Genomic DNA, 24,866 nt, shown 5'->3' with positions numbered 1-24,866 from the left:
TACAGGACCACAACGTAATTAAGCAAATTCCAGGGATGCATTAATTTTGCCTAAATGAATAGCATCGAGCGCAATCATCTTCTCTTCATTGGTGGGTATGACTGCAGATATCACTCGTGCCTCGCGGGAAGAAATAATGCGTTCGCCGGCGGAGTTGGGTTGTTTATTTAGCGCATCATTCAGGCTGACGCCGAATACCGCTAAATGCTCAATCACCAGTTGGCGGATTAATACCGAATTTTCGCCGATACCGCCGGTAAAAATAATCGCGTCAAGGCGGCGTAGTGAGGCGGCATGGCCGGCAATGTGGCGGGCAATACGATGCACAAAGGTTTTAATCGCCAACCGCGCGCGTTCATGCCCCTCATGCCAGGCTTTTTCCAGCACCCGCAGGTCGGATGACAATCCGGATATCCCCAGCAGGCCGGACTCCTTATTCACCACGCGCTCCAGATCGCTGAGCGTCTGGTTAGTATCGCCGGCGATCCACGCCATCGCGCCAAAATCGACATCCCCGCTGCGGGTGCCCATCATCAGGCCTTCCAACGGCGTCATGCCCATCGAGGTATCCACGCTGCGGCCGTTGCGTACCGCGCAAATCGACGCCCCGTTGCCAAGATGAGCAATCACCAGCCCGCTATCCTGCTCGGGTAAATCAAGCAACGCCAGCGCGCGCTGAGTCACATAACGGTGCGAGGTGCCGTGGAAACCATAGCGGCGCACGCCCAATCGCTGGTAATAGTCCCACGGCAGGCCGTAAAGAAATGCTTCTGGCGCCAGCGTCTGATGAAAGCTGGTATCAAAGACCGCTACCTGCTGTACGCCCGGGAATAACTGCTGAGCTGATTCAATACCGCTGAGATTGGCGTAATTATGCAGCGGCGCCAGCGGCGATACCTGGCGAATATTGTCGATAACTTCATCGGTAATTATCGCCGATTCGGTAAATATGCTGCCGCCGTGCGCGATACGGTGGCCAATTAACGCCACGCTATCCATTAAATCACGCTTTTCTAATTCAAATGCGATCGCCTTCAATGCGCCTTCATAGCTGTGGTGAGCCAGCTTAGCCGGCTCTCCCCCATTTATTGACAGGAACGCATCTTCAGAATTAATGCCATCTGCAATACCAGCCATTAATACTTCACAGCTGGCGGCATCAAGTACTGAAAATTTAATTGAAGACGAGCCGCAGTTAATGACCAGTACTACCGGATATTCATTCATGTCATCACTCCGCTCGTCCTGAGCTTAATTAAAACAGTTTGTAAACGATGTTCAGAATGGTCAGCAGACCGATTACCGTGACGAAGACGTTGTCCAGGCGGCCGCGATATTTCGCCAACGATGGCGCTTTACGGATGGCGTACATCGGCAGCAGGCACAGCAGCGAGGCAATAATCGGCGCGCCCATCGCTTCAATCAGGTCGAGAATGTTCGGGTTGGCGTAGGCGACAATCCACGTTGAGCCCATGATAAAAATCATGCTGATGGTGTTGAGCTTGCCGCTGGAAACGCGGGTTTTATCGCCTTTGTAACCAAACTTCAGCACCAGACCGTTCAGGCCTTCCAGCGTGCCGAGGTAGTGTCCGAAGAAGGATTTGAAAATCGCCACCAGCGCGATGATTGACGCGCCATATTCAAGCACCGTGGCAAAGGTGGATTTGGTGCCGGACAGCGAGGCGAAGTGGTTCGCCAGGTACGAGAGCACCGGGATATTCTGCGCTTTGGCATCCGCCATATTCTGCGGCGACAGGGTAAACAGGCAGCTGAAGGCGAAGAACATTACCACGGCCACCATCAGCATGCTGGCGCGAGAGATAATCTGTGAACATTTGCGCTCGGTGAACTCGCGACCAAAGTCTTTCTCATACTCTTCGCGCTTGGAAACCACGAATGAAGAGACAATTGGCGAGAAGTTAAACGAGAACACCATAATCGAAATACCCAGCCAGACGGTCACCAGAATACCATCGTGACCGGTCAGCGAGATCTCGCTTAAATTCACCTGATCGATAACCGCGGAGTTCCAGTAAGGGATCAGCGACAGAGAAATCAGCACCAGGCTGGCGATAAACGGCCATACCAGATAGCTCATTACCTTCACCATCAGATCTTTACCGAACCAGATGACAAACGCCATCAGCAGCAGCAGGAACAGCGCGACAAAACCGCGGTTCAGCGCCGGCAGCTGCAGCTGATTTTCCCAGAAGGTCATAAAGGTATTGGTGATCGTCACGCCGTAAATCCACAGCAGCGGGCAAATCGCGAAGAAATAAAGGAAAGTAATCACCACCCCGCCGGTTTTACCAAAGTGCTCCTCTACCGTTTCAGTGATGTTGCCGGAAGGATTTGAGCCGGAAAGGCACAGCCGGGCCAGCGCCCGATGGCAATAGAAGGCGATCGGGTAGGCCAGCACTAACATCAGTAAGATGGGGATCAGGCCGCCGAAACCGGCGCGGATCGGGAAGAATAATACCCCGGCGCCAATGGCGGTGCCGAATAAGCCCAGGGTCCAGGTGGTGTCCGATTTGCGCCAGGACGACTCTTTTGTCTGGCTGGATACAATGCTATCTGTAGTACTCATATCCTATCCTCATCAAAAAGATTAAGCGTCAACTAAACCAGTAATTTGCGATACGCGAGACAGGTCGATATTGCCGCCGGAAATAATGCTGACGGTTTTTCGGTTCTGAATATAGCTGTCCAGCTTACCGCTTAATAATGCGGCACAGGCTAACGCCCCGGCCCCTTCGGTAATCACTTTATTGCGTTGAATAAGTGCGACCATGCTGTTGCGAATTTCGTCTTCGCTGACCAGCACAATATCGTCAACTAATTCACGAACGATCTGATAAGTAATATTTCCCGGGCGAGAAACGTCGCAACCGTCAGCCAGGGTGGCATTATTGCGATGATTGGTGATTTCTCCGGCGTAATACGAGGCCGCCATGCCGTGAACGTTTTCAGACTGTACGCCAATAATACGAATGGTCGGGTTGATCGATTTAATCGCCACCGCGATACCGGCAATTAAACCGCCGCCGCCAATCGGTACAATAACGTTATCGACATCATATAAATCCTCCATGATTTCCAGACCAATAGTCCCCTGGCCGGCTATCACTTCCGGATCGTCGTATGGTGGAATAAATATCCGCCCTTCCATTTCAACAATTTCGCTGACTTTGGCGATGGTGTCGTTAAAATTATCGCCATGTAGCACCACTTCCGCCGAATAGTCGCAGGTGGCGGCCACTTTTGATTTTGGCGCGCCTTTCGGCATCACCACTTTACCATCGATGCCGAGCATAGCGCAGGAGAGCGAAACGCCCTGCGCATGGTTACCGGCGGAACACGCCACCACGCCTTTGCGCTTTTCCGCATCAGTCAGCGAACTGAGTTTATTAAACGCGCCGCGAATTTTAAAAGAACCGGTGCGCTGCATATTTTCAAACTTAAGGAAGATTTCGCCTTTGCATCGTTCGCTGAAATAATTCGAACGCGGCATCCCCGTTTTATATATTTTACCTGCCAATCTTTTTTTCGCTTCGAGGATATCTTCAATAGCAACTGGAAGATCGTATGTAATATGCATGAGAACCTCTTAACCTGGAATTAAACAAATAGCGTTAATGGGCAGCGACTGATAAATAAATCGCAGCTTAAGTTTCAATCAATATAAAAAGACAGTTAATCTACGGTGATTAATTGTCGTCGTCGGCAACCGCTATGGGCTGAATATTCTTTCGCTAATTCAACTAACGCCGAGGCCGCACTTTTAATGCGATAATTCTTCGACCATACCGCAGCATAATGCGCTACCGGTAACGCGTCCTCGACAGGAATAGTAATAAATTGATTAGAGCCAAATGGTGCGGTCATATCACACGGAATAACCGTCAGGAAATCAGCATTGAGAACAAGATTATAAATAGTAACGACAGAGTCTGTTTTAACGATGTTTTCATTGTTGATGCCGCTGCGTTGAAGCGTGGCGAGGAGTTCACTGTAGTAACCCATATTGGTTTGCGGCAATACCCACTGTTCGTGCTGTAACGATGCCAGCGTGGCACTGCCGCTCCGCGTTCGCGATTTGCTGGCCACCAGCACGAATTCCGATTCAAATAGCGGTTCGACATGTAGATCGTGCAGCTTCATTTCATCGCTCAGCGTGCCGATGGCGAAATCGAGACGACCATCACGGATCGCCGGCAGGAACGAAGAAAGCTGCGCTTCATACATCGAGACCTGTGCTTTTGGATATAATTTTTTGAATTTATGGATCATATCCGACATAAACGTGAAGCCGATTAGCGACGGGAAACCGAAAGAGACGTCAACGACGGTGCTGCAGGTCATACTGTGCATTTCGTTAACCATATTTTTCATTTCACGGGTAATCGACTCCGACCAGGTCAACAGCACCTGCCCGGCTTCAGTCAAAGTTACACCGGTATTTTTACGGACGATGAGCTCGGTACCGAAATAGTCTTCAATATCATTAATTGTTTTACTGACTGCAGGTTGAGTTAATCCTAATTCTTTCGCTGCTGAACCAATCGAACCACTTCTGATCACCTCCTGGAATACAACCAGGTGCTGAGTTTTAGGGAGCGGAATAGTATTCATATTGGTTATCCACGTTAATGACTTTGTTGACGGCGGGAAGTGTATCAAATGATGATCTGGTGGTTGTGTGAGACCACTCACAAAGCCCTTTTACCTATAATCAATCTTATCCAAAAAACAAATTAAAACATTTAGAATCAATAAGTTAAAATCAAAAACATGAAATTAATCATGATTTTAGTCAAAGAAATATGAGGGGATAAAAAATATTTATGGGGATAAAAAAGGTTAATTTTTAAGCTAAAAATGAGCGAGCAAAGAGTAATTTTCAAGCAATAAAAGGAGGTATTTCACATTAATTTCTGTTTAAACCTCAGGTGTAAACAATCAAATAAAATGAGAAAACTGTATTTATTTCGATTTATTACGGGATGAGGTCACAATTTTTCACGTTATTTGTATGTAAAGATATATTTCATTAATTTAGCTGAAAACAAAAACAAACAATTAATTATCATTATCAACATTATTTTAACCTCATTTTTTGGCTATTTTATAGCAGGTAATTCCTTGATTAAAATCAATATCGATTTTTCATCCAGTCACAAACCTGCCAAGCAGTGATTTGTGCTAATCATCACAAATCAGGAAAACTCATCATCCATGTGCCGCAGATAACGCCAACCGGTGAGCGCACTCACCGCCGCACTGATTGCCAGCGTGATACCCAAGGATTCCCCCCAACCCACAATTGCCAGCCCCAAGCCGATAATCAAATAATAGGCCAGGCCAAGCAGCGCCCCGGCACTACCGCGACAATCGCCGTAATCGCTAAGCGCCGTACCCAGCACCACGGGGATCGCCATGGCATAGGCTGTCGCTACCCCCATCATCGGCAGCAAAAAGAGCCATGAATGTGTTAACAGGCCAACGCCTGCGCTGGCGAGCAATAACAGAAGACCGGCACAAATAAATATCTGCTGCTGTCCCGCTCCACGTCGTAGCAACAGACGATTCCCCTGCGCGCCGGCTAACGCTCCCGCGGCCAGCGCCATACCGCTGTAGCCAAAAGCCCGCGCATCCAGCCCCAGGCGGGCAAAAAGGAAAGGCCCCTGGCTGTAGTAGCTGAACAAACCGATATTCAATGCCGCCACCAGCGCCACCGCTAAACGAATTTTTGTATCCGCCATCATGCGCAGTAATAGCGGCCAGAGCGCCTGATTTGCCGTTCGCGACGGCCGGGTTTCCGGCATTACCGCCGCGCACAGCAGCAATAGCGTCGCCGCCAGCAACGCCAGGGCGCTAAACACGCCATACATCCCCCACCACCCCGCCAACACGCCGCCAGAATAGACGCCAATTGCTGGACTGATAGCCAGCGCCATGCCCACGAAGGAAAAAATCGCCGCCAACTGCCGACCTTCAAACGCATCGCGCAACACCGTTTGCCCAACCACCGACCCGATAGCCGCGCCGAAAGCCGCCACGATGCGAGCCGCCAGCAATACGCCAAAATTTGGCGCCGCCAGCGCCAGCATGCAGCCTGCGGTATACACCGCCAGACCGAGCAATAACGCCGGCCGCCGTCCACGCCGGTCGCTGAACCAGCCCCAGAACAGCACGCCGATGGCAAAGCCAATGAAATAGACCGCCAGCGTCTGCGCCGCATCGGCGGCGCTAACGGAAAAATGGGCGCTGATATCAGTCAGCGCCGGGCTATAGATAGTTTCCGCGATTTGCGGAAACATGAGTAATGCGGTAACCAGCGCCATCGCCGAACGACTTAACATATCAATCTCCCTCATCAGAGGCGCCATTGTAGGGAGCGGCAAAATCGGCGATTATAAATATAATGACACTTAACATCGAGAATCAGACATTATGGCCTGGCTCAGCGCGGATGCATCCTTTGACCCTGATATATTCAATGCGCCGCTGATTGGCGTGCAAGCGACCCTTAACGGCGATCATGACGATGGTCTACATCAACATCAAATGGGACAGATGCTATTTACCCGTCAGGGCTGCATCCGGCTGACGCTGAACGACGGCGCGCTATTGTGTATGTTGCCGCCGACCCGCGCGGCGTGGATCCCCGCAGGCGTCACCCACCGCGCCGAAATGCAGCACATCGTTGATTACCGTTCGGTATGGTTCGCCAATGACTCATACCCGCAGTTGCCCCGTCAGCCTGCGATCCTCAACGTTACGCCGCTGCTGCGCGAGCTACTGGAACGCATCAGCGCCAGCCCCTGGGATACCGACTGGCGACAGGGCCCGGCCCTGCACCTGGCGGCGCTTTGCGTGGCGGAAATCGGCGCGGCAAAACATGAACCGATGATGCTAACGCTGCCGCAGGATAAACGTCTACGTCATCTCAATGGCCATGAGCAACCGCCGCTACTTCAACAACTGGCGGCGCAATGCGGCGCCGGAGAAAAGACCATCAGCCGCCTGTTTCAGCGCGAAACCGGCATGTCATATCAGCAGTGGCGCCAGCAGTGGCGGCTGATGAAAGCCGTAGAATTGCTGTCCTGCGGCCAGCGCATCACGGATGTCGCCCAGGCGCTGGAGTTTGCCAGCGATAGCGCCTTCATCTACTTCTTCCGTACTCAGACCGGCAAAACGCCGGGACAATATGTCGCCAGGTAAATACTCTGTTTTCGGCCAAAATGTTAACTCCAGCACGCGAGGCGGCCGATATTCGGCTAAGGTTTTCTGATGGCCGTTCGCAGTGGCGCGAAGTCAGCAAAACGTAAAATGGAGAATTATCGATGACGAGATCGGTTCTACGTCGCCCGGAAACCCTGACCCACCTTATTCAACTGGCGCTGGGAGGCGCAATGTTAAGCCTGGCGACATTCGCCGCGCAGGCAGATGACAACACCTCCCCGGTGCCGCAATCGCCTGATGAACTTTTAGGCCCGCTATTTAACGACGTGCAAAGCGCGAAACTCTTCCCTGACCAAAAAACCTTCGCTGATGCGGTCCCGAATAGCGATCCGCTAATGATCCTTGCCGACTATCGGATGCAAAAAGGTCAGGCCAGCTTCGATCTGCGCCATTTCGTCGAGATCAACTTCACCCTGCCGCGTGATAACGATCAATACGTGCCGCCGAAAGGGCAAACCCTGCGTCAACACATTGATGGGCTATGGCCGGTGCTAACCCGCAGCACCGTCGAGGTCGAGAAGTGGGATTCGCTGCTGCCGCTACCGAAACCTTATGTGGTGCCCGGTGGACGCTTCCGCGAAGTCTATTATTGGGATAGCTATTTCACCATGCTGGGCCTCGCCGAAAGCGGGCACTGGGATAAAGTGGAAGACATGGTGGCCAATTTTGCCGCCGAGATTGACCGCTGGGGGCATATTCCAAACGGCAACCGCAGTTACTATCTGAGCCGTTCGCAACCGCCGTTCTTTTCCTTTATGGTTGAGCTGCTGGCCAGCCACGATGGCGATCGGGCGCTAAAGACCTGGCTGCCGCAGATGGAAAAAGAGTATCGCTACTGGATGGAAGGCGCCGATGCGCTGACGCCCGGCAACGCGAATAAACGCGTGGTACGTCTGGAAGATGGCGCGCTGCTTAACCGCTACTGGGATGATAACGATACGCCTCGCCCGGAGTCCTGGCTTGACGACGTGACTACCGCCAAAAACAATCCTAACCGCCCGGCCACCGAAATCTATCGTGACCTACGTTCCGCCGCGGCCTCCGGATGGGACTTCAGTTCTCGCTGGATGGATAATCCGCAGCAGCTGGGGACTATCCGCACCACCAGCATCATTCCGGTCGATCTCAATGCGCTGATGTTCCACATGGAGAAAACCATTGCCCGCGCCAGTAAAGCCGCAGGCGACAGCGCTAAAGCCGGACAGTACGACGCGCTGGCGAATGCCCGCCAGAAGGCGCTGGAAAAATATCTGTGGAACGATAAAGAGGGCTGGTATGCCGATTACGATCTGAAGAGCCATAAAGTTCGCAATCAGCTGACCGCCGCGGCGCTGTTCCCGCTGTACGTCAAAGCGGCCTCCAGCGAACGTGCCGCGAAGGTAGCCGCCGCCGCCGAAAGCCGCCTGCTGAAGCCCGGCGGGCTTACCACCACCACGGTCAATAGCGGCCAACAGTGGGATGCGCCAAACGGCTGGGCGCCGCTGCAGTGGGTGGCGGTGGAAGGTCTGCAGAACTATGGTCAGAAAAAGGTGGCCATGGACGTCACCTGGCGCTTCCTCAGCAACGTCCAGCACACCTATGACAGCAAGCAGAAGCTGGTTGAGAAATATGACGTGAGTTCGACGGGTACCGGCGGCGGCGGCGGAGAGTATCCTCTGCAGGACGGCTTTGGCTGGACCAACGGCGTGACGTTAAAGATGCTCGACCTGGTTTGCCCGCAAGATAAACCGTGCGATGCGCTGCCGGCAACCCGCCCGGCGCAGGCAGAAATCACCGCTGGCAAGCAGCCCGCCGCGAACGATGCCGTGGCGGCTACGGAGAAAAAAGCCCAGTAATCCCCTGCGCGCGGCGATATCTTCGCCGCGCTTTTTCCATCGACGTTACCCCATCATCCGCCGACAGCCAGCAAAATATCTTCTTGCTCTGAGGAGGACTATTTTGCTTGATCATGCAAAAGCAAACGATAATAATTCGCATTATTTTTAACGAAAAAGCATTTCGTTTATTTCCGCGGCGGCGCACAGGAGTGCCAGACCGCGCTATTCAGGATTATGGCATGATCTCCTCTGTTAATTTTAAGCGCTCCGCGCTGGTGTGCGCCCTCGCGGCCGCCTTCCCTCTCGCCGCTCAGGCGCAAGATACCCTGATCGTGACCGCGCAACCTGACGACTCCGCCAGCGCGCAAACTCAAGGCTATAGCGCCAAAACGTCAACCGGCGCCACGAAAACCGACCAGCCGTTGATTACTACCGCCCAGTCGGTATCGGTGATCACCCGCCAGCAGATCGCCGATCAGGGCGCCAATACCGTAAGCCAGGCCCTACAATATACGCCGGGGGTTTATTCCAGTTTTGGCGGCGGCGCGACGCGCTTTGATACCATCTCGCTGCGCGGCTACCACGGCGGCGACGTTGATAACCTGTTCCTTGACGGCATGCGCCTGATGAGCGACGGCGGCAGCCATAACGTACTGCAGATCGACCCATGGTTTATTGAACGCGTCGACGTCATCCGCGGCCCCTCTTCCGCCCTTTATGGCCAAAGCGTGCCGGGCGGGGTGGTCAATTTGACCTCCAAACGGCCGCAGTTCAGCCAGCAGGGGCACTTTCGCCTGACCGGCGGCACGCAAAATACTAAGGGCGCGGCCTTCGACTATACCGATGCCATTAATGACCAATGGGCCTGGCGGCTCATCGGCATGACCCGCAGCAGCGATACGCAGTATGATCATACCCGCGAAGAGCGCTATGCGATTTCGCCTTCCTTGCTGTGGCAGCCGGATAGCGATACTTCGCTGCTGTTGCGCGCCTACCTGCAAAAAGATCCCTCCGGCGGCTACCACGGCTCTCTGCCGCTGGATGGTACCCGTTATGCGCACAACGGCCGTAAGCTCTCACCCAGCACCAATGAAGGCGATCCGGGCGATGGCTACCAGCGCCGCGAGCAAATCTACAGCTATGAATTCAACCACCAGTTCAGCGATGTCTGGTCGGCTTACTCCGCGGGCAGCTATACCCATACGAATGTCTCGCTGGATCAGGTTTATCAGGTTGGCTGGGTGGGTGACAGCGACCTGCTTTCCCGCGGCTACAGCGGTTCCCGCGGGTCGCTGGACGGCTGGTCAACCGATAACCGCCTGCGCGCCGATTTCGCGACCGGTGAAGTGGCGCATACGTTAATCCTCGGCGCTGAGTATCATCGCTTCCGCAACGATTTATGGACCGGAGCCGGCGGCGCGGCGCCGCTTAACCCCTTTACCGGCTATACGCCGCAAACCGGGCATACCATCACCTACAGCGATAAAAATAATCGCCGTTATTACCAGACCGGGCTTTATCTGCAGGATGAAATGGTGTGGAATCGTTGGCACTTTGACGTTTCCGGACGCTACGACCGCATCGTTTCACAACAGGTTAGCGACACTTCAGGCACGTCAAACCGCCGCTCCGACGATCACATCAGCGGCCGCGCCTCGCTGCTGTACGCGCTCGATAATGGCCTTTCGCCCTACTTAAGCTACAGCCAGGCGATTACCCCGGCGATGCTGCCGGGCGCCGATGGTACGTTATTAAAACCCACCACCGCCGAACAGGTGGAGGCCGGCTTGAAATTCCAGCCGCCGGGCAGCAGCGATTTGTATAGCATCGCGATTTACGATTTGATGCAAAAAGATGTCGCCACCCGCGATCCGAACATCGCCACCGCCACCTATATTCCCGCCGGGAAAGTGCATTCACAGGGCGTAGAGCTGGAAGCGCATAACCAGATTACGCCGCAATTGAGCACGATTGCCTCTTATACCTGGAATCGCCTGCGCTTTCAGGACACGAAAGACGGCACCGATAATAATACCCCTCAGCTGACGCCGGATCAGATGGCCTCATTCTGGGCGCGCTATCAATTGCCGGCGGGCATCACCCTTGGCGCGGGTGTGCGCTATATCGGTAAGCAGTGGGCCGATGACGCCAATACCGAGCGTTTACCGTCAGTCACCCTGATAGATGCGATGGCGCGCGCCGACCTCGGGGCATGGTCAACGGCGATGAAAGGCGCCTATATTCAGGTTAATGCGAATAATATCGGCGATCGCGAGTATATTTCCGGCTGCTACGGTACCGGCAACTGTTACTGGGGAGCTGAGCGTAGCGTCACGGCAACCGTGGGCTACGATTTTTAATTTACCTCGTAAACATAAGCCTCCTGAAATAAGTCGGAGGCTTAATTTCATAAACCACATAAATATCTGATGAGTGCTTTTTAATGAAAGCCGCCAGGCAAACTAAATTTATTGTTTAACCAGAACCACCCTATTAAACTAGCTACTATTCTGGTAAAAATTCACGCGCAAGGTTGCGCTTATCACAAGGAGTGTGAAGTGAACAATTTAATCAGTTTCATCTCTGATTTATCCCCATTGTCCTTTATGGGTTACCATATATTATCAACCACGGTGATATATATTCTGGTGATGATTATTATCTCAAAGACTCGTCCTTCTGAGAAAAACACGCCGATACCACCACCTTACTCCATATCTCCGTCGTTTCTTGCCTGGCTTCGGGGCAGAGCCACCGTCGTTATTCAATTAGCCATGTTCAGGCTATTAAGAAAAAACTACGTAAATATTATTCATTGCGCTGAGAATATCGAACTTTGCGCCAACCAGCAGTATGCAGAGTGCAAGATGACTCGTGTAGAAAAAATACTCTTTGACCATTTTTCTACACCAAAACCCAGCGCCCAGAATTTACCCCTTTCTCTTTACGTCGCCGATAAAAACCATTGGTCAGACGATCCCCAGTGTAGGAGCCTGATGCTCAGTCCGGCGCAACATACGTGGAATATGATCCTGATCGTCGTTCCTTCATTAATTTTAATCGGTACATATCTGTGGAAAACGTTTTTCGATAGTAGCACGCTTATCCACTCCGGCGTATTAAGCTGGCTCATGATGCTTATCGTTACCGGGCTTTGGTTGTTACTTTGGCTCATTATTACCTTAAATGCCACCCTGATGGACCGTGAGGGGATCTCAATTAACATTGTTCATAATTATGTAAATAGATTAAAGGATACTCTCATGGCTGAGGCCGAAACAACAACGGATGAAACAGCTGATTATTACGTCGCCATCGGTAAAACTTCCCTGCTACCCGAGAAATATCGTGAATTTATAACGATCATCAAGCCAATAAATTATGCATTTTCTGTTGAACGGCTTGAGTAGTCTGAGGGCGACATCATGTGGACTCTTATTATGCATATGCATCCTTTACTGTTTCTCGGCTGTATTATCGTTGTCGTCCCGGCTATTTATCTTTCTATCGGAATCATTATCGCCCTGACGCGGCCTGCGGCTAAAGCCCAACAGTTAACGACCGGGATCGACCCATGGCTTCTTGCCTGGATTGACGGCGGCGGCACGCGGGTCATTCAGTTAGCAATGTTCAGTTTGTTACATAAAGGATATCTGTGGGTCCCCGAGCCCGGGCAGATGTTGGCTAACGGACGTTATGCAAGCAATGAAATGAACGTCATTGAAAGAATTTTATTTGACCATTTTGAGGTACGAAAACCATGTCATGAAGATCTGCCTACTAGCCTGCATATCACCAACCTTAACATCTGGCAGGATCAGCAAAAAAGCCCAGAGCTGGCCTTAAGTATGCTACGCCGCCGATGCAATTTTCTGTTGTTCAGTATCCCCTCACTCATCTTAGCCGTAATATTAGCTTGTCGAATATTTATCTACGTCGATGTCGCTGAAAACACTTTTTGTTGGATATTGATGGTTACAGGGAGCCTGTTGTGGTTCACAGCATGGGGTTGCAACGTCTGGGATCATAATCGTCTGGAATTGAATGGGGTCTCACATAATAATTCTCAGGCGCTTATCGGATTATTACGCGAAAAATTAGCCCAGACTGGCGATGAAATGGATGAGGCCACGGCTATGCTGGTGGTGGCGGTTAGTGGAATCGAGTCCCTTCCTGAAAGTTACCGGGATTACAAAGAGTTGATTGGTCCCGTCAGCTACATCAGTTCAATTAGCCACGAAAGTTAGGATTTTCTGAAAGGCACCCCGCAAGGCGAATCCTGCCTGACGGGGTGAGAGATGATGCTACATCGCGTCCAGCGCTTTCTGCAGTTTCCAGATATAGCGCGGGGCCTGCGGGGCAGGATGCTTTTTCGCCACGTGTTCAAAGAACTCATCGGCATCAAGATCGTTAATCTCGTCGATGGCGTCCTGGCGATTCGACGAGAAGGTGCGCAGCAGCGCGCCTGCGCCGTTGGCATAAGAGACCACCACCGCATAGCGCATCACCTGCGGGTCCTTAATCCCCGCCAGCGGGCCGTTTTCCAGAATGCTCAGATAAGCGGCGCCCATCGAAATATTGCGTTCCGGGTTTTTCAGCTCGCTGACCGAAGGCTGGCCACGCCAGCCCATCCGTTGATAGACATCGCGCCCGGAGGTCGACGGCTTCAACTGCATCAGTCCTACCGCACCGGATTTACTGACCACCGAGGGATTACCGCCGGATTCAATCGCGATGATCGCGGTTATCAGCTGCGGGTCAACCCCCCACGCGGCACCGGCTTTTTCACTGATCGGCATCCACTGCATCGACCGCTTCACCGGGACTTCCGGGTTCCACGGCGGATTGGTGTAATCGTGCTTCGAGCTACAACCGGCCAACAATACAAATAAAAAAACAAACCATCTCAATTTCACACATCTATCCTTATTGGCTGAAGTTTGCCGCACGGAGATGACAATAAACGTTCCAGGCGGCATGATAACCCTTTCATTCTTTGCAAGGAATTGCCATGTCTCAGTTTTATCTGGTCGCCCCTTCCGGTTACTGTATCAATCAACAGGCTGCGGCCCTTGGCGTGGCCCGTCTTCAGGAGGCCGGTCATCAGGTACTGAACCAACAGGCGATCCCCCGTCGACAGCAGCGTTTCGCCGGCAGCGACAGCGAACGTCTGGCCGATATTAACCAACTTGCATCCCTTGAGGGAAAAAACCACATCGTGCTGGCGGTGCGCGGCGGCTATGGCGCCACCCGGTTACTACCGCATATCGACTGGCAGGCATTATCGAAACGCCAACAGCGGGAACCGCTGCTTATCTGCGGCCACAGCGATTTCACCGCCATCCAGATGGGACTGCTGGCTAAAGCCAACGCTATCAGCTTCAGCGGGCCGATGTTAGCGGGCAATTTCGGCGCCGAAACCCTGAATGCGTTTACTGAACATCACTTCTGGCAGGCGCTACGCGAACCCGAATTTACTCTCGAATGGCAAAGCGACGGCCCAACCTGCCGCGTCGAAGGTACCCTGTGGGGCGGTAATCTGGCGATGGTCACGTCGCTCATCGGCACGCCGTGGCTCCCGCAGATTGACGACGGTATTCTGGTGCTTGAGGATATCAACGAGCATCCGTTCCGCGTTGAACGAATGCTGCTGCAGTTACTCAACAGCGGGATCCTTGCCCGCCAGCGGGCTATCGTGCTCGGCAGTTTTACCGGCGCGCAACCCAACGACTACGACGACGGTTATGATCTTCCCACCGTCTACGCCTGGCTACGTCAGCAACTCGCCATCCCGCTGCTGACCGGCCTCGAGTTCGGTCATGAACAGCGCACCGTTACCCTGCCTCTCGGCGCGCGGGCGCGGCTGGTCAACAACGCCTCAGCCGCAACCTTAACGATAAGCGGCCATCCGGTGCTGGCGGAATAAAAATTCCTCTGCGCGAGTATCCTGCAAACGCGCGGATTGTTAAAATGGTGTAATTTTCACCCCTTCACGCTGACAAGGAGTACGTGAACATTGGACGCCGCTGCGGTCATTAGTCTGTTTATCCTGGGTTCTGTTTTAGTAACCTGCAGTATTTTATTGAGTTCTTTCTCCTCACGCCTCGGCATCCCGATTCTGGTTATCTTCCTCGCCATCGGTATGCTGGCAGGCGTAGACGGTATCGGCGGCATTCCTTTCGATAACTATCCTTTCGCCTATATGGTGAGTAACCTCGCGCTGGCGGTGATCCTGCTGGACGGCGGAATGCGCACCCAAGCCAGTTCGTTTCGCGTGGCGCTCTGGCCAGCGCTGTCGCTGGCGACGGTCGGCGTGCTGATAACCTCCGCCCTCACCGGGATGATGGCGGCATGGCTGTTCAAGCTCGATTTAATCGAAGGGCTACTAATTGGCGCCATCGTCGGCTCCACCGATGCGGCGGCGGTGTTCTCGCTGCTCGGCGGTAAAGGGCTTAACGAGCGCGTCGGCTCGACCCTCGAAATTGAATCCGGCAGCAACGACCCGATGGCGGTGTTCCTCACCATTACCCTGATTGAAATGATCCAGCAGCATGAAGCCGGACTGAGCTGGATGTTTGTGGTGCATATCATTCAACAGTTTGGCCTGGGCATCGCTATTGGACTCGGCGGCGGTTATCTGCTTCTGCAGATGATTAACCGCATCGTCCTGCCTACCGGGCTCTATCCGCTGCTGGCGCTAAGCGGCGGGATCATGATTTTCGCCGTCACCACCTCACTGAACGGGAGCGGTATCCTCGCGGTCTATCTCTGCGGTTTCCTGCTCGGTAATAAACCCATTCGCAACCGCCACGGCATCCTGCAAAACTTTGACGGCCTGGCGTGGCTGGCGCAAATCGCCATGTTCCTCGTCCTCGGCCTGCTGGTCACACCGTCTGACCTGTGGCCGATCGCGATTCCGGCGCTACTGCTGTCAATGTGGATGATCTTCATCGCGCGTCCGCTGTCGGTATTCGCTGGCCTGCTGCCGTTCCGCGGTTTTAATCTGCGCGAGCGGGTGTTTATCAGCTGGGTCGGTTTGCGCGGCGCGGTGCCGATTATCCTCGCCGTTTTCCCGATGATGGCCGGGCTTGAGAACGCGCGGCTGTTCTTTAACGTCGCCTTTTTCGTGGTGCTGATTTCACTGCTGCTTCAGGGCACCTCACTTTCCTGGGCGGCGAAAAAAGCGAAGGTCGTGGTACCGCCGGTCGGCTGGCCTATCTCACGCGTCGGGCTGGATATCCATCCGGAAAATCCGTGGGAACAGTTTGTCTACCAACTGGGTGATGATAAATGGTGCGTTGGCGCAGCGTTGCGCGACCTCCACATGCCGCCGGAAACGCGTATCGCCGCACTCTTCCGCGACAACGTACTGCTGCATCCTACCGGCAGCACGCGGCTGATGGATGGTGATATTCTTTGCGTTATCGGCCGCGAGCGCGACCTACCGGCGCTGGGTAAAATGTTCAGCCAGTCGCCGCCGGTCTCACTCGATCAGCGGTTCTTTGGCGACTTTATCCTCGATGCGGAAGCTAAATTCGCCGATGTGGCGCAGATTTATGGCCTCGACGGCGGTGAAGAATTTCGCGAACATCAGCAGTCGCTGGGCGATGTGATTCAGCAACTGTTGGGCGCCGCGCCGGTCGTCGGCGATCAGGTGGAGTTTGCCGGTATGGTGTGGACGGTCGCCGAAAAAGAGGACGACCACGTACTGAAGGTGGGTGTGCGGGTTGCGGAAGATGAGGCGGAGTGATCCGCCTCACACAAAGTTACACTGTCACCACCGGTACGCGCGGCGCCAGAGCGCACATTAATTCATAACCGACGGTGCCGCTGGCCGCAGCGACATCGTCAATCTTAATCTCCTGCCCCCACAACTCAACCGGCGCGCCAATACCCGCATGCGGACAAGGTGTCAGATCTACCGCCAACATATCCATCGAAATACGCCCGACGGTGGTGGTGCGTACGCCGTCGACCAGCACCGGCGTGCCGCTCGGGGCGACGCGTGGATAGCCGTCGGCATAACCGCAGGCGACAATGCCGATGCGCTGCTCGCCGGATGCCTGATACAGCCCACCATAGCCCACCCGTTCGCCGCTTTTCAGCGTCTGTACGGCAATCACTTCACTGCTGAGGGTCATCGCCGGTTTCAAGCCGCTATTGGCAATATCCCGCCACTGACCCGACGGCGATGCGCCGTACAGCACAATTCCCGGGCGCACCCAATCAAAGTGCGCTTCCGGATGCCACAATGTGGCCGCTGAGTTCGACAACGAACGCGGGCAGTCCAGCCCCTCCGCCGCCTGCTCGATACGGCGCAAGGGCTCCACGATGCCATCCGGGTTTTCCGCATCAGCGAAATGCGACATCAGCGTCATTTCACCGACGTTGGCGAGCGATCGCAGCTGTTGCCAGACGGTATGCACTCGTTCTGGCATAAAGCCCAGCCGGTTCATACCGCTATTTACTTTGAGATAGATATCCAGCGGCGCATGCAGTTTAGCCTGCTGCAGCGCTTTAATTTGCCAGTTGCTGTGTACGCTGGTGGTCAGGCGATACTTATCCAGCAGCGCCAGTTCATCGGCGTGAAAGAATCCTTCCAGCAGCAGAATCGGCCCTTTCCAGCCCTTTTCCCGCAGTAGGATCGCCTCTTCGAGATTCAGCAATGCGTAGCCATCTGCGGCGTTCAGCGCCTGCCACATCCGCGCCAGGCCATGGCCATAGGCATTAGCCTTCACCACCGCCCAAACGCGCGCCCCAGGGGCGGCGCGGCGAACAATCTGTAAATTCTGACGTAAAGCCGACAGGTCAATGCTGGCTTTTACCGGACGAGACATGGAGGCTCCTTAGTTATGCACGCCGTGCAGATGCTGAGCGCGAGCCGGCGTAAAGCCCGGGCTGTAACGCGCCACGGCCAGATCATCATAAGGGATCGCCGGCGTACGCCCGGAGATCAGATCGCTCAGAAGCTGCCCGGACCCGCAGGCCATGGTCCAGCCCAGCGTACCGTGCCCGGTGTTCAGCCACAGATTTTTGTACGGCGTGCGGCCAACCACCGGCGTACCGTCCGGCGTCATCGGTCGCAGGCCTGTCCAGAAGGTCGCCTGCTCAACGTAGCCGCCGCGCGGGAACAGATCGCGAACCACCATCTCCAGCGTCTCACGGCGCGGCTTCAGCAGCTCTTTATTAAAGCCGACAATTTCCGCCATCCCGCCAACGCGAATACGCTGATCGAAACGGGTAATCGCGATTTTGTAAGTCTCATCAAGGATAGTCGATACCGGCGCGCCGCTCTCTTCGGCAATCGGAATAGTTAACGAGTAGCCTTTCAGAGGATAGACCGGGATGTCCACCAGCCCTTTAAGCATCGCGGTGGAGTAAGAACCAAACGCCATCACGTAGGCGTCGCCCTTAATAATTTCGTCGCCGCATTTCACACCGGCGATTTGATCGCCTTCGTAAAGCAGCGCATCGACGGAGGTATTAAAGCGGAAAGTCACCCCTGCCGCCTCGGCCATCGCCGCCAGACGGGTAGTGAAGAGCTGGCAATCGCCGGTTTCATCATTTGGCAGGCGCAGGCCGCCGGTCAGTTTATGGCTGACTTCCGCCAGCGCCGGTTCGACTTCGAGCAGGCGGTTAGCTTCCAGCAGTTGATACGGTACGCCAGCCTCTTCCAGCACGGCGATATCACGAGTGGCGTTCTCATACTGTTTTTCGGTGCGGAAGAGCTGCAGGGTGCCGCCCTGGCGGCCTTCATACTGGATACCGGTGGTTTCACGCAGCGCTTTCAGGCAATCACGGCTATATTCCGCCAGGCGCACCATACGCCCTTTGTTTTCCATATAGTGGCGGGTATCGCAGTTACGTAGCATCTGCCACATCCACTTGAGCTGGAACTGCGTGCCGTCAAGGCCAATCGCCAATGGCGCATGGCGCTGGAACATCCATTTAATCGCCTTCAGCGGCACGCCCGGCGCCGCCCACGGCGCCGCGTAGCCGGGAGAGATCTGCCCGGCGTTGGCGGCGCTGGTTTCTTCAGCGGGCCCTGGCTGACGGTCGATAACCGTCACCTCATGTCCCGCCTGGCTTAAATACCAGGCGCTCGCTACCCCAACCACCCCACTTCCCAGTATGACGACTCGCATAGCCACTCCGTAATAGTTAAAGAACAATCATCTAATTACAAATTGATAACCCAGATGAAAATATTATTCAACATACGCTTTATTTATGGTGACTTATCTCACACCAAACCGCACCAGCACTGACACCAGAGATTTACGATCTCGTGCTGCGCTTTATTTTTCCTCAGCATAAAATGCTAAGTAAATGTTAAATTAAGGCCTTTGGGATTGTGATATCGCGAAGAAAAGAAATTACCCGCAGACGCAGTTTGTTATGGCGTGTTCTATGCTTGATAAGAGGTTCTCCACAAAGAGAGAACCACCAACAACGAGGGCGCGCTAATGGCTACGATTGATTCCATGAACAGGGACACCACCCGGTTAAGCGATGGACCCGACTGGACTTTTGAACTGCTGGAAACCTATCTCGCCGAGGTCGACCGGGTGGCGAAGCTATATCGTCTCGATACCTATCCGCATCAAATCGAGGTGATCACCTCCGAACAGATGATGGACGCCTACTCCAGCGTCGGGATGCCGATCAACTATCCGCACTGGTCGTTCGGCAAAAAATTTATCGAAACCGAACAGGCGTATAAACACGGCCAGCAAGGCCTGGCCTATGAGATAGTCATTAACTCCAACCCGTGTATCGCTTATTTAATGGAGGAGAACACGATTACCATGCAGGCGCTGGTAATGGCGCACGCCTGCTATGGGCATAACTCCTTCTTTAAAAATAACTATCTGTTCCGCAGTTGGACCGATGCCAGCTCAATCATCGACTATCTGATCTTTGCGCGTAAATACATTACCGAATGTGAAGAGCGTTACGGCGTCGATGAAGTTGAAAAATTGCTCGACTCCTGCCATGCGCTGATGAACTACGGCGTCGACCGCTACAAACGCCCGCAGAAAATATCGCTGCAGGAGGAGAAGGCGCGGCAGAAAAGCCGTGAAGAGTATCTGCAAAGCCAGGTGAACATGCTATGGCGTACTCTGCCAAAACGGGAAGAGGAAAAAGCCATCGAGGCAAGCCGCCGCTATCCTTCCGAACCGCAGGAGAATCTGCTGTACTTTATGGAGAAGAACGCGCCGCTGCTTGAATCCTGGCAGCGCGAGATCCTGCGTATCGTTCGTAAGGTCAGCCAGTATTTTTATCCGCAGAAACAGACTCAGGTTATGAACGAGGGCTGGGCGACATTCTGGCACTACACCATCCTCAATCATCTGTATGACGAAGGAAAAGTGACCGAGCGCTTTATGCTGGAGTTTCTGCACAGCCACACCAACGTGGTGTTCCAGCCGCCCTACAACAGCCCGTGGTACAGCGGAATCAACCCCTACGCGCTGGGTTTCGCTATGTTCCAGGATATTAAACGTATCTGCCAGTCGCCAACGGAAGAAGACCGCTACTGGTTCCCGGATATCGCCGGCTCCGATTGGCTGGAGACGCTGCATTTCGCCATGCGCGATTTTAAAGATGAGAGCTTTATCAGCCAGTTCCTGTCGCCGAAGGTGATGCGTGACTTCCGCTTATTCACGGTACTCGATGACGACCATAATAATTACCTGGAGATTTCCGCCATTCATAATGAGGAAGGCTATCGGGAAATTCGTTCTAAGCTGTCGGCGCAGTATAACCTCAGCAATCTTGAGCCGAATATTCAGGTCTGGAACGTTGACCTGCGCGGCGACCGTTCGCTGACGCTGCGCTATGTGCCGCACAACCGCGTGCCGCTGGATAAGAGCCGTCGCGAAGTGCTTAAACACGTTCACCGCCTGTGGGGCTTTGATGTGATCCTTGAGCAGCAGAATGCCGACGGCAGCGTTGAGCTGTTGGATCGCACCCCGCCGCGGCAGAACGCGTTGTAAATCGGATCAAGTGCCAAAAAGCGAAATGCCCGGATTATCCGGGCATTTTTTATAGGGTGGTCCGTACTTAGCGCATATTGATGGCTAAATCGCCGGGCAGCGTTTTTTGCATCCGATGCCAGATCTCGCCGCTGTTGTGGCCATAGGCGCGGACGATTTCGTACACTTTATCGTGCTGACTCTCTTCGCACACTTTCGCCAACTGGTGGTAGAAACCCAGCGCCAGGCTACGCGCTTCCGGATTAGCAAAATAGTGACGACCAATGCGGGTATACAGCCCCTTCATGCCGTTGAGGATCAGACCGTAGATCGGGTTGCCGGAGGCAAACGCCAGACCGCGGAAGATGTTGTAGTCCAGTTCGGCGAAAGCATCGGCATGATCTTCAACTTCACGCGCGGTAGCCAGGACCTCCAGCGCTTTGTCCGGGTGCTGGCGGAAAGCGGTACGAATAAAAATCGTTGAGATATTGGTTCGCACCGACAGCAAGTTATCAATCAGCTGCGGCACGCTATCGTGGTCGAGACGCGCCAGCGTTTCAAGGATATTCAGTCCGGAGGTTTCCCAGAAGTTGTTCACTTTCGTCGGTTTACCGTGCTGGATAGTCAACCAGCCATCACGGGCCAGACGTTGCAACACTTCGCGCAGAGTGGTTCGGGTCACACCAATCAGTTCAGAAAGTTCACGTTCAGCAGGGAGAATGGATCCAGGCGGGAAACGATTATTCCAGATACTTTCAATGATGTACTCTTCCGCGAAACCCGCAGGGCTTTGCGCCTTAATGACCATAATAAGATTTCCATTACACAGCGTTGCAAATTGCACTCATCATACCAGAGCAGCCATACGCCAGATAGCATCTGAAAGTAATTAAAAGGGGATCGCCGTTTCATTTTCAGCTTTTGCTTAACGCCTTCCATTACCTGTAATGCGCCGCGAAGAAAGTTGCTTACCTTTTTACTCAACTGGTAATCTTGCAATAGTTACGCATAAAATCATGTTGTTTGACGGAAGGACCTCTGTCGTGGAAATGTCTTATGGCCGCGCCCTGTGGCGCAATTTTCTTGGCCAGTCGCCAGACTGGTACAAGCTTCTCCTGATTATCTTCCTGGTGGTTAACCCGCTGGCGTTTTATCTTCAACCGTTTGTCGCCGGTTGGCTGTTAGTGGTGGAGTTTATCTTCACCCTGGCGATGGCGCTCAAATGCTACCCGCTGCTGCCTGGCGGCCTGCTGGCGATAGAAGCGGTGCTGATCGGTATGACCAGCCCCGAACATATTCGCGAAGAAATAGCCAATAATCTCGAAGTCCTGCTGCTGCTGATGTTCATGGTGGCCGGGATCTACTTCATGAAGCAGCTATTGCTGTTTATTTTTACTCGGCTGCTCCTCGGGATCCGCAGCAAGATGCTGCTGTCGCTGGCCTTCTGCCTGGCAGCGGCTTTTCTCTCCGCCTTCCTTGACGCGCTAACTGTTGTTGCGGTGGTCATTAGCGTAGCGGTCGGCTTTTACGGTATTTATCATCGCGTCGCCTCCGCGCGGCCTGATGATAACGACATGCTTGATGACAGCCATATCGATCAACACTACCGCGACGTGCTCGAACAGTTCCGCAGCTTTTTACGCAGCCTGATGATGCACGCCGGCGTCGGTACCGCGCTCGGCGGCGTGATGACCATGGTCGGCGAACCGCAGAACCTGATTATCGCCAAAGCCGCCGGCTGGCACTTCGGCGAATTCTTCATCCGTATGTCGCCGGTAACCCTGCCGGTAATCGTATGCGGCCTGATAACCTGCCTGCTGCTGGAAAAACTCCGCCTGTTTGGCTATGGCGAGCCGCTGCCAGTCCCAGTGCGCAAAGTCCTGCAGGATTTCGACGACCGTAGCCGCCAGAGCCGCAGCCGCCAGGATCGGATGCGCCTTATCGCTCAAGGGATCATCGGCGTGTGGCTGATTGCCGCCCTCGCCCTGCATCTGGCGGAAGTTGGCCTGATTGGCCTCTCCGTCATCGTGCTGGCGACCACCTTTTCCGGCGTGACCGACGAACACGCCATCGGTAAAGCCTTTACCGAAGCGCTGCCGTTTACCGCCCTGCTGACGGTCTTTTTCGCCATCGTGGCGGTGATTATCGATCAGCATCTGTTTGCCCCGGTGATTGAGTTCGTCCTGCAGGCTTCACCGCACGCTCAGCTATCGCTGTTCTATTTGTTTAATGGCCTGCTGTCGTCCATCTCCGATAACGTCTTTGTCGGTACGGTGTATATCAACGAAGCAAAAGCGGCGCTGGAACACGGCGTTATCAGCCTGCAGCAGTTTGAAATGCTGGCGGTCGCCATTAATACCGGCACTAACCTGCCTTCCGTCGCGACCCCCAACGGCCAGGCCGCGTTCCTGTTCCTGTTGACCTCGGCGCTGGCGCCGCTGATCCGCCTCTCTTATGGCAGAATGGTGTGGATGGCGCTTCCCTATACCATCGTGCTCACGCTGGTCGGCCTGCTGTGCGTCGAAACCCTGTTGATGCCGGCCACCCAGTGGATGCTCAGCCATGGCTGGTTGACCACCCCAGTACTGCCCTAATTGCGCAGCCCGTTACCCGGGTTCCCCCCGGGTAACGAATATTCATTTACGTAATATTTTCCGACTAGCGGATGGCGTCGCGGTAGTTTTCGTTTACACTGCCATGATTTAGCATGTTCCAGGGAAATGATTATGTTGCAATACTTAAACCAGTGCTCAAGGGGACGCGGCGCCTGGCTCTTGATGGCGTTAACCGCTTTTATACTTGAATTAGTGGCGCTGTGGTTCCAGCACGTGATGCTGCTGCAGCCCTGCGTGTTGTGTATTTACGAACGCTGCGCTCTGTTTGGCATTATGGGCGCCGGTCTGGTGGGCGCTATCGCGCCGAAAACCCCGCTGCGCTATGTCGCGTTGCTCATCTGGCTATACAGCGCACTGCGCGGTCTGCAGTTAGCCTGGGAGCACACCATGATTCAGCTACACCCTTCTCCGTTCCAGACCTGCGATTTCGCCGCTCGTTTCCCGACGTGGCTGCCGCTGGATAAATGGCTACCGCAGGTATTCGTTGCCACCGGCGACTGTTCCGTGCGCCAGTGGGAATTCCTGACTCTGGAAATGCCGCAGTGGCTGGTAGGCATCTTTGCCGCTTATCTGGTCATCGGCCTGCTGGTACTGATCGCTCAGCCATTTAAAGCCAAAAAGCGCGATCTGTTCGGCCGTTAAGCTATCCTGCCAGATGGTAAACGCTCCTTCGGGGGCGTTTTTTGTGCCTGTAAGTTGACGACGCCCCTTTTAAAGTTGCATATTAAATACATCTTATTTGCATCCACTAAGGAGCTCACTATGTCTCACCTGCGTATCCCGGCTAACTGGAAAGTCAAACGCTCCACTCCGTTCTTCACTAAAGAAAATGTTCCGCCAGCGCTGCTCACCCATCACAATACTGCCGCTAACGTTTTCGGTCAGCTGTGCGTAATGGAAGGCACAGTAACTTATTACGGTTTTCATGATGAGCAGGCTAGCGAACCGGAGATGAAAGTCGTCATTAATGCCGGGCAGTTCGCCACCAGCCCACCGCAATACTGGCACCGTATCGAGCTCAGCGATGATGCCCAATTCAATATTAACTTCTGGGTTGAAGATGAAAGCCACGGCGAAGACGGCCTGTTCCACGCCAGGAAAAGCTAAGCCCCTCACGTGCTTGCGGTTGAAAATCGACATCCGGATGTTTAAAGTCGTTACCCGATAGGCTCGTCTTTCTTGAGTCTGAAATGGGATAAGTCACCATGAGC

At 53.9% G+C, this 24,866-nt stretch carries 20 protein-coding genes; 11 read left to right on the top strand and 9 right to left on the bottom strand.

The genetic code is table 11. The features are described from left to right. Nucleotides 1-18: 18 nt before the first annotated feature. The 5 genes from tdcD to PGR23_RS03130 all read right to left on the bottom strand — a co-directional run bounded on the left by tdcD (nucleotide 19) and on the right by PGR23_RS03130 (nucleotide 6,362). Complete coding sequence (gene tdcD / locus PGR23_RS03150; RefSeq protein ID WP_396279569.1) at nucleotides 19-1,227, bottom strand: propionate kinase; 1,209 nt, start codon at nucleotides 1,225-1,227, stop codon at nucleotides 19-21. Nucleotides 1,228-1,255: 28 nt separating this feature from the next. After that, nucleotides 1,256-2,587 carry a threonine/serine transporter TdcC gene (gene tdcC, locus PGR23_RS03145; protein ID WP_045390456.1) on the bottom strand — a complete coding sequence of 444 codons (1,332 nt, stop codon included), beginning with the start codon at nucleotides 2,585-2,587 and terminating at the stop codon, nucleotides 1,256-1,258. 21 nt (nucleotides 2,588-2,608) lie between these two features. Continuing rightward, nucleotides 2,609-3,598, bottom strand: a complete 990-nt coding sequence (gene tdcB / locus PGR23_RS03140) for a bifunctional threonine ammonia-lyase/L-serine ammonia-lyase TdcB (protein ID WP_396279568.1) — start codon at nucleotides 3,596-3,598, stop codon at nucleotides 2,609-2,611. A gap of 95 nt (nucleotides 3,599-3,693) precedes the next feature. After that, a complete protein-coding gene (gene tdcA, locus PGR23_RS03135) occupies nucleotides 3,694-4,632 on the bottom strand; it encodes a transcriptional regulator TdcA (protein ID WP_045390453.1) in 939 nt (312 codons plus the stop codon). Between the two features lie 584 nt (nucleotides 4,633-5,216). Then, nucleotides 5,217-6,362 (bottom strand): MFS transporter, encoded by a 1,146-nt coding sequence (locus tag PGR23_RS03130; RefSeq protein ID WP_396279567.1) that lies wholly within the window; start codon nucleotides 6,360-6,362, stop codon nucleotides 5,217-5,219. A gap of 91 nt (nucleotides 6,363-6,453) precedes the next feature. Between PGR23_RS03130 and PGR23_RS03125 the strand changes: the two genes are divergently transcribed. The 5 genes from PGR23_RS03125 (at nucleotide 6,454) to PGR23_RS03105 (ending at nucleotide 13,309) form a co-directional block, all read left to right on the top strand. Beyond that, a complete protein-coding gene (locus PGR23_RS03125; protein WP_045390448.1) occupies nucleotides 6,454-7,224 on the top strand; it encodes an AraC family transcriptional regulator in 771 nt (256 codons plus the stop codon). Nucleotides 7,225-7,346: 122 nt separating this feature from the next. Further along, nucleotides 7,347-9,080 carry an alpha,alpha-trehalase gene (locus PGR23_RS03120; RefSeq protein WP_289578506.1) on the top strand — a complete coding sequence of 578 codons (1,734 nt, stop codon included), beginning with the start codon at nucleotides 7,347-7,349 and terminating at the stop codon, nucleotides 9,078-9,080. 221 nt (nucleotides 9,081-9,301) lie between these two features. Beyond that, on the top strand, nucleotides 9,302-11,422 hold the full coding sequence (locus tag PGR23_RS03115) for a TonB-dependent siderophore receptor (RefSeq protein ID WP_047077770.1): 2,121 nt from the start codon (nucleotides 9,302-9,304) through the stop codon (nucleotides 11,420-11,422). 198 nt (nucleotides 11,423-11,620) lie between these two features. Further along, nucleotides 11,621-12,472 carry a hypothetical protein gene (locus PGR23_RS03110; protein WP_047077769.1) on the top strand — a complete coding sequence of 284 codons (852 nt, stop codon included), beginning with the start codon at nucleotides 11,621-11,623 and terminating at the stop codon, nucleotides 12,470-12,472. A 15-nt stretch (nucleotides 12,473-12,487) separates the two neighbouring features. Beyond that, the gene (locus PGR23_RS03105) at nucleotides 12,488-13,309 is read left to right on the top strand and encodes a hypothetical protein (protein WP_047045247.1); all 822 of its coding nucleotides are present in this window, start codon (nucleotides 12,488-12,490) and stop codon (nucleotides 13,307-13,309) included. Between the two features lie 57 nt (nucleotides 13,310-13,366). Here the strand turns inward: PGR23_RS03105 and emtA are convergent, their stop codons facing one another. Next, nucleotides 13,367-13,978 (bottom strand): membrane-bound lytic murein transglycosylase EmtA, encoded by a 612-nt coding sequence (emtA, locus tag PGR23_RS03100; RefSeq protein WP_015366071.1) that lies wholly within the window; start codon nucleotides 13,976-13,978, stop codon nucleotides 13,367-13,369. A 95-nt stretch (nucleotides 13,979-14,073) separates the two neighbouring features. Here emtA and ldcA point away from each other — a divergent pair, with 95 nt between their 5' ends. Then, nucleotides 14,074-14,988 carry a muramoyltetrapeptide carboxypeptidase gene (ldcA, locus tag PGR23_RS03095; RefSeq protein ID WP_320482783.1) on the top strand — a complete coding sequence of 305 codons (915 nt, stop codon included), beginning with the start codon at nucleotides 14,074-14,076 and terminating at the stop codon, nucleotides 14,986-14,988. Between the two features lie 90 nt (nucleotides 14,989-15,078). Beyond that, complete coding sequence (locus PGR23_RS03090; RefSeq protein ID WP_015366069.1) at nucleotides 15,079-16,812, top strand: potassium/proton antiporter; 1,734 nt, start codon at nucleotides 15,079-15,081, stop codon at nucleotides 16,810-16,812. Between the two features lie 16 nt (nucleotides 16,813-16,828). Here PGR23_RS03090 and dadX read toward each other — a convergent pair whose 3' ends face one another. Beyond that, nucleotides 16,829-17,899: a catabolic alanine racemase DadX gene (gene dadX / locus PGR23_RS03085; RefSeq protein WP_047045256.1), complete on the bottom strand. Its 1,071-nt coding sequence runs from the start codon at nucleotides 17,897-17,899 to the stop codon at nucleotides 16,829-16,831. Between the two features lie 9 nt (nucleotides 17,900-17,908). Next, nucleotides 17,909-19,207, bottom strand: coding sequence for a D-amino acid dehydrogenase (locus PGR23_RS03080; RefSeq protein ID WP_047050672.1), 1,299 nt, complete (start codon nucleotides 19,205-19,207; stop codon nucleotides 17,909-17,911). Nucleotides 19,208-19,528: 321 nt separating this feature from the next. Here PGR23_RS03080 and PGR23_RS03075 point away from each other — a divergent pair, with 321 nt between their 5' ends. Next, on the top strand, nucleotides 19,529-21,061 hold the full coding sequence (locus PGR23_RS03075; protein WP_015705842.1) for a SpoVR family protein: 1,533 nt from the start codon (nucleotides 19,529-19,531) through the stop codon (nucleotides 21,059-21,061). A 67-nt stretch (nucleotides 21,062-21,128) separates the two neighbouring features. On the opposite strand, the gene fadR is transcribed toward PGR23_RS03075, so the two are convergent. After that, nucleotides 21,129-21,848 carry a fatty acid metabolism transcriptional regulator FadR gene (gene fadR / locus PGR23_RS03070; protein WP_045390428.1) on the bottom strand — a complete coding sequence of 240 codons (720 nt, stop codon included), beginning with the start codon at nucleotides 21,846-21,848 and terminating at the stop codon, nucleotides 21,129-21,131. A 235-nt stretch (nucleotides 21,849-22,083) separates the two neighbouring features. On the opposite strand from fadR, the gene nhaB reads away from it, so the two are divergent. The 3 genes from nhaB (at nucleotide 22,084) to PGR23_RS03055 (ending at nucleotide 24,762) form a co-directional block, all read left to right on the top strand. Further along, nucleotides 22,084-23,634, top strand: a complete 1,551-nt coding sequence (nhaB, locus tag PGR23_RS03065) for a sodium/proton antiporter NhaB (protein WP_063416432.1) — start codon at nucleotides 22,084-22,086, stop codon at nucleotides 23,632-23,634. A 132-nt stretch (nucleotides 23,635-23,766) separates the two neighbouring features. Continuing rightward, nucleotides 23,767-24,297, top strand: a complete 531-nt coding sequence (gene dsbB, locus PGR23_RS03060) for a disulfide bond formation protein DsbB (RefSeq protein WP_015705844.1) — start codon at nucleotides 23,767-23,769, stop codon at nucleotides 24,295-24,297. 120 nt (nucleotides 24,298-24,417) lie between these two features. Continuing rightward, nucleotides 24,418-24,762, top strand: coding sequence for a DUF1971 domain-containing protein (locus tag PGR23_RS03055; protein WP_045390422.1), 345 nt, complete (start codon nucleotides 24,418-24,420; stop codon nucleotides 24,760-24,762). The last annotated feature ends 104 nt before the right edge of the window (nucleotides 24,763-24,866 follow it).

It is taken from the genome of Klebsiella sp. 141162 (genome assembly GCF_050600755.1).
Lineage (GTDB): Bacteria > Pseudomonadota > Gammaproteobacteria > Enterobacterales > Enterobacteriaceae > Klebsiella > Klebsiella aerogenes.
Note: the sequence above shows the minus strand (reverse complement) of the source record. Positions and strands in the feature narration are given on the sequence as shown.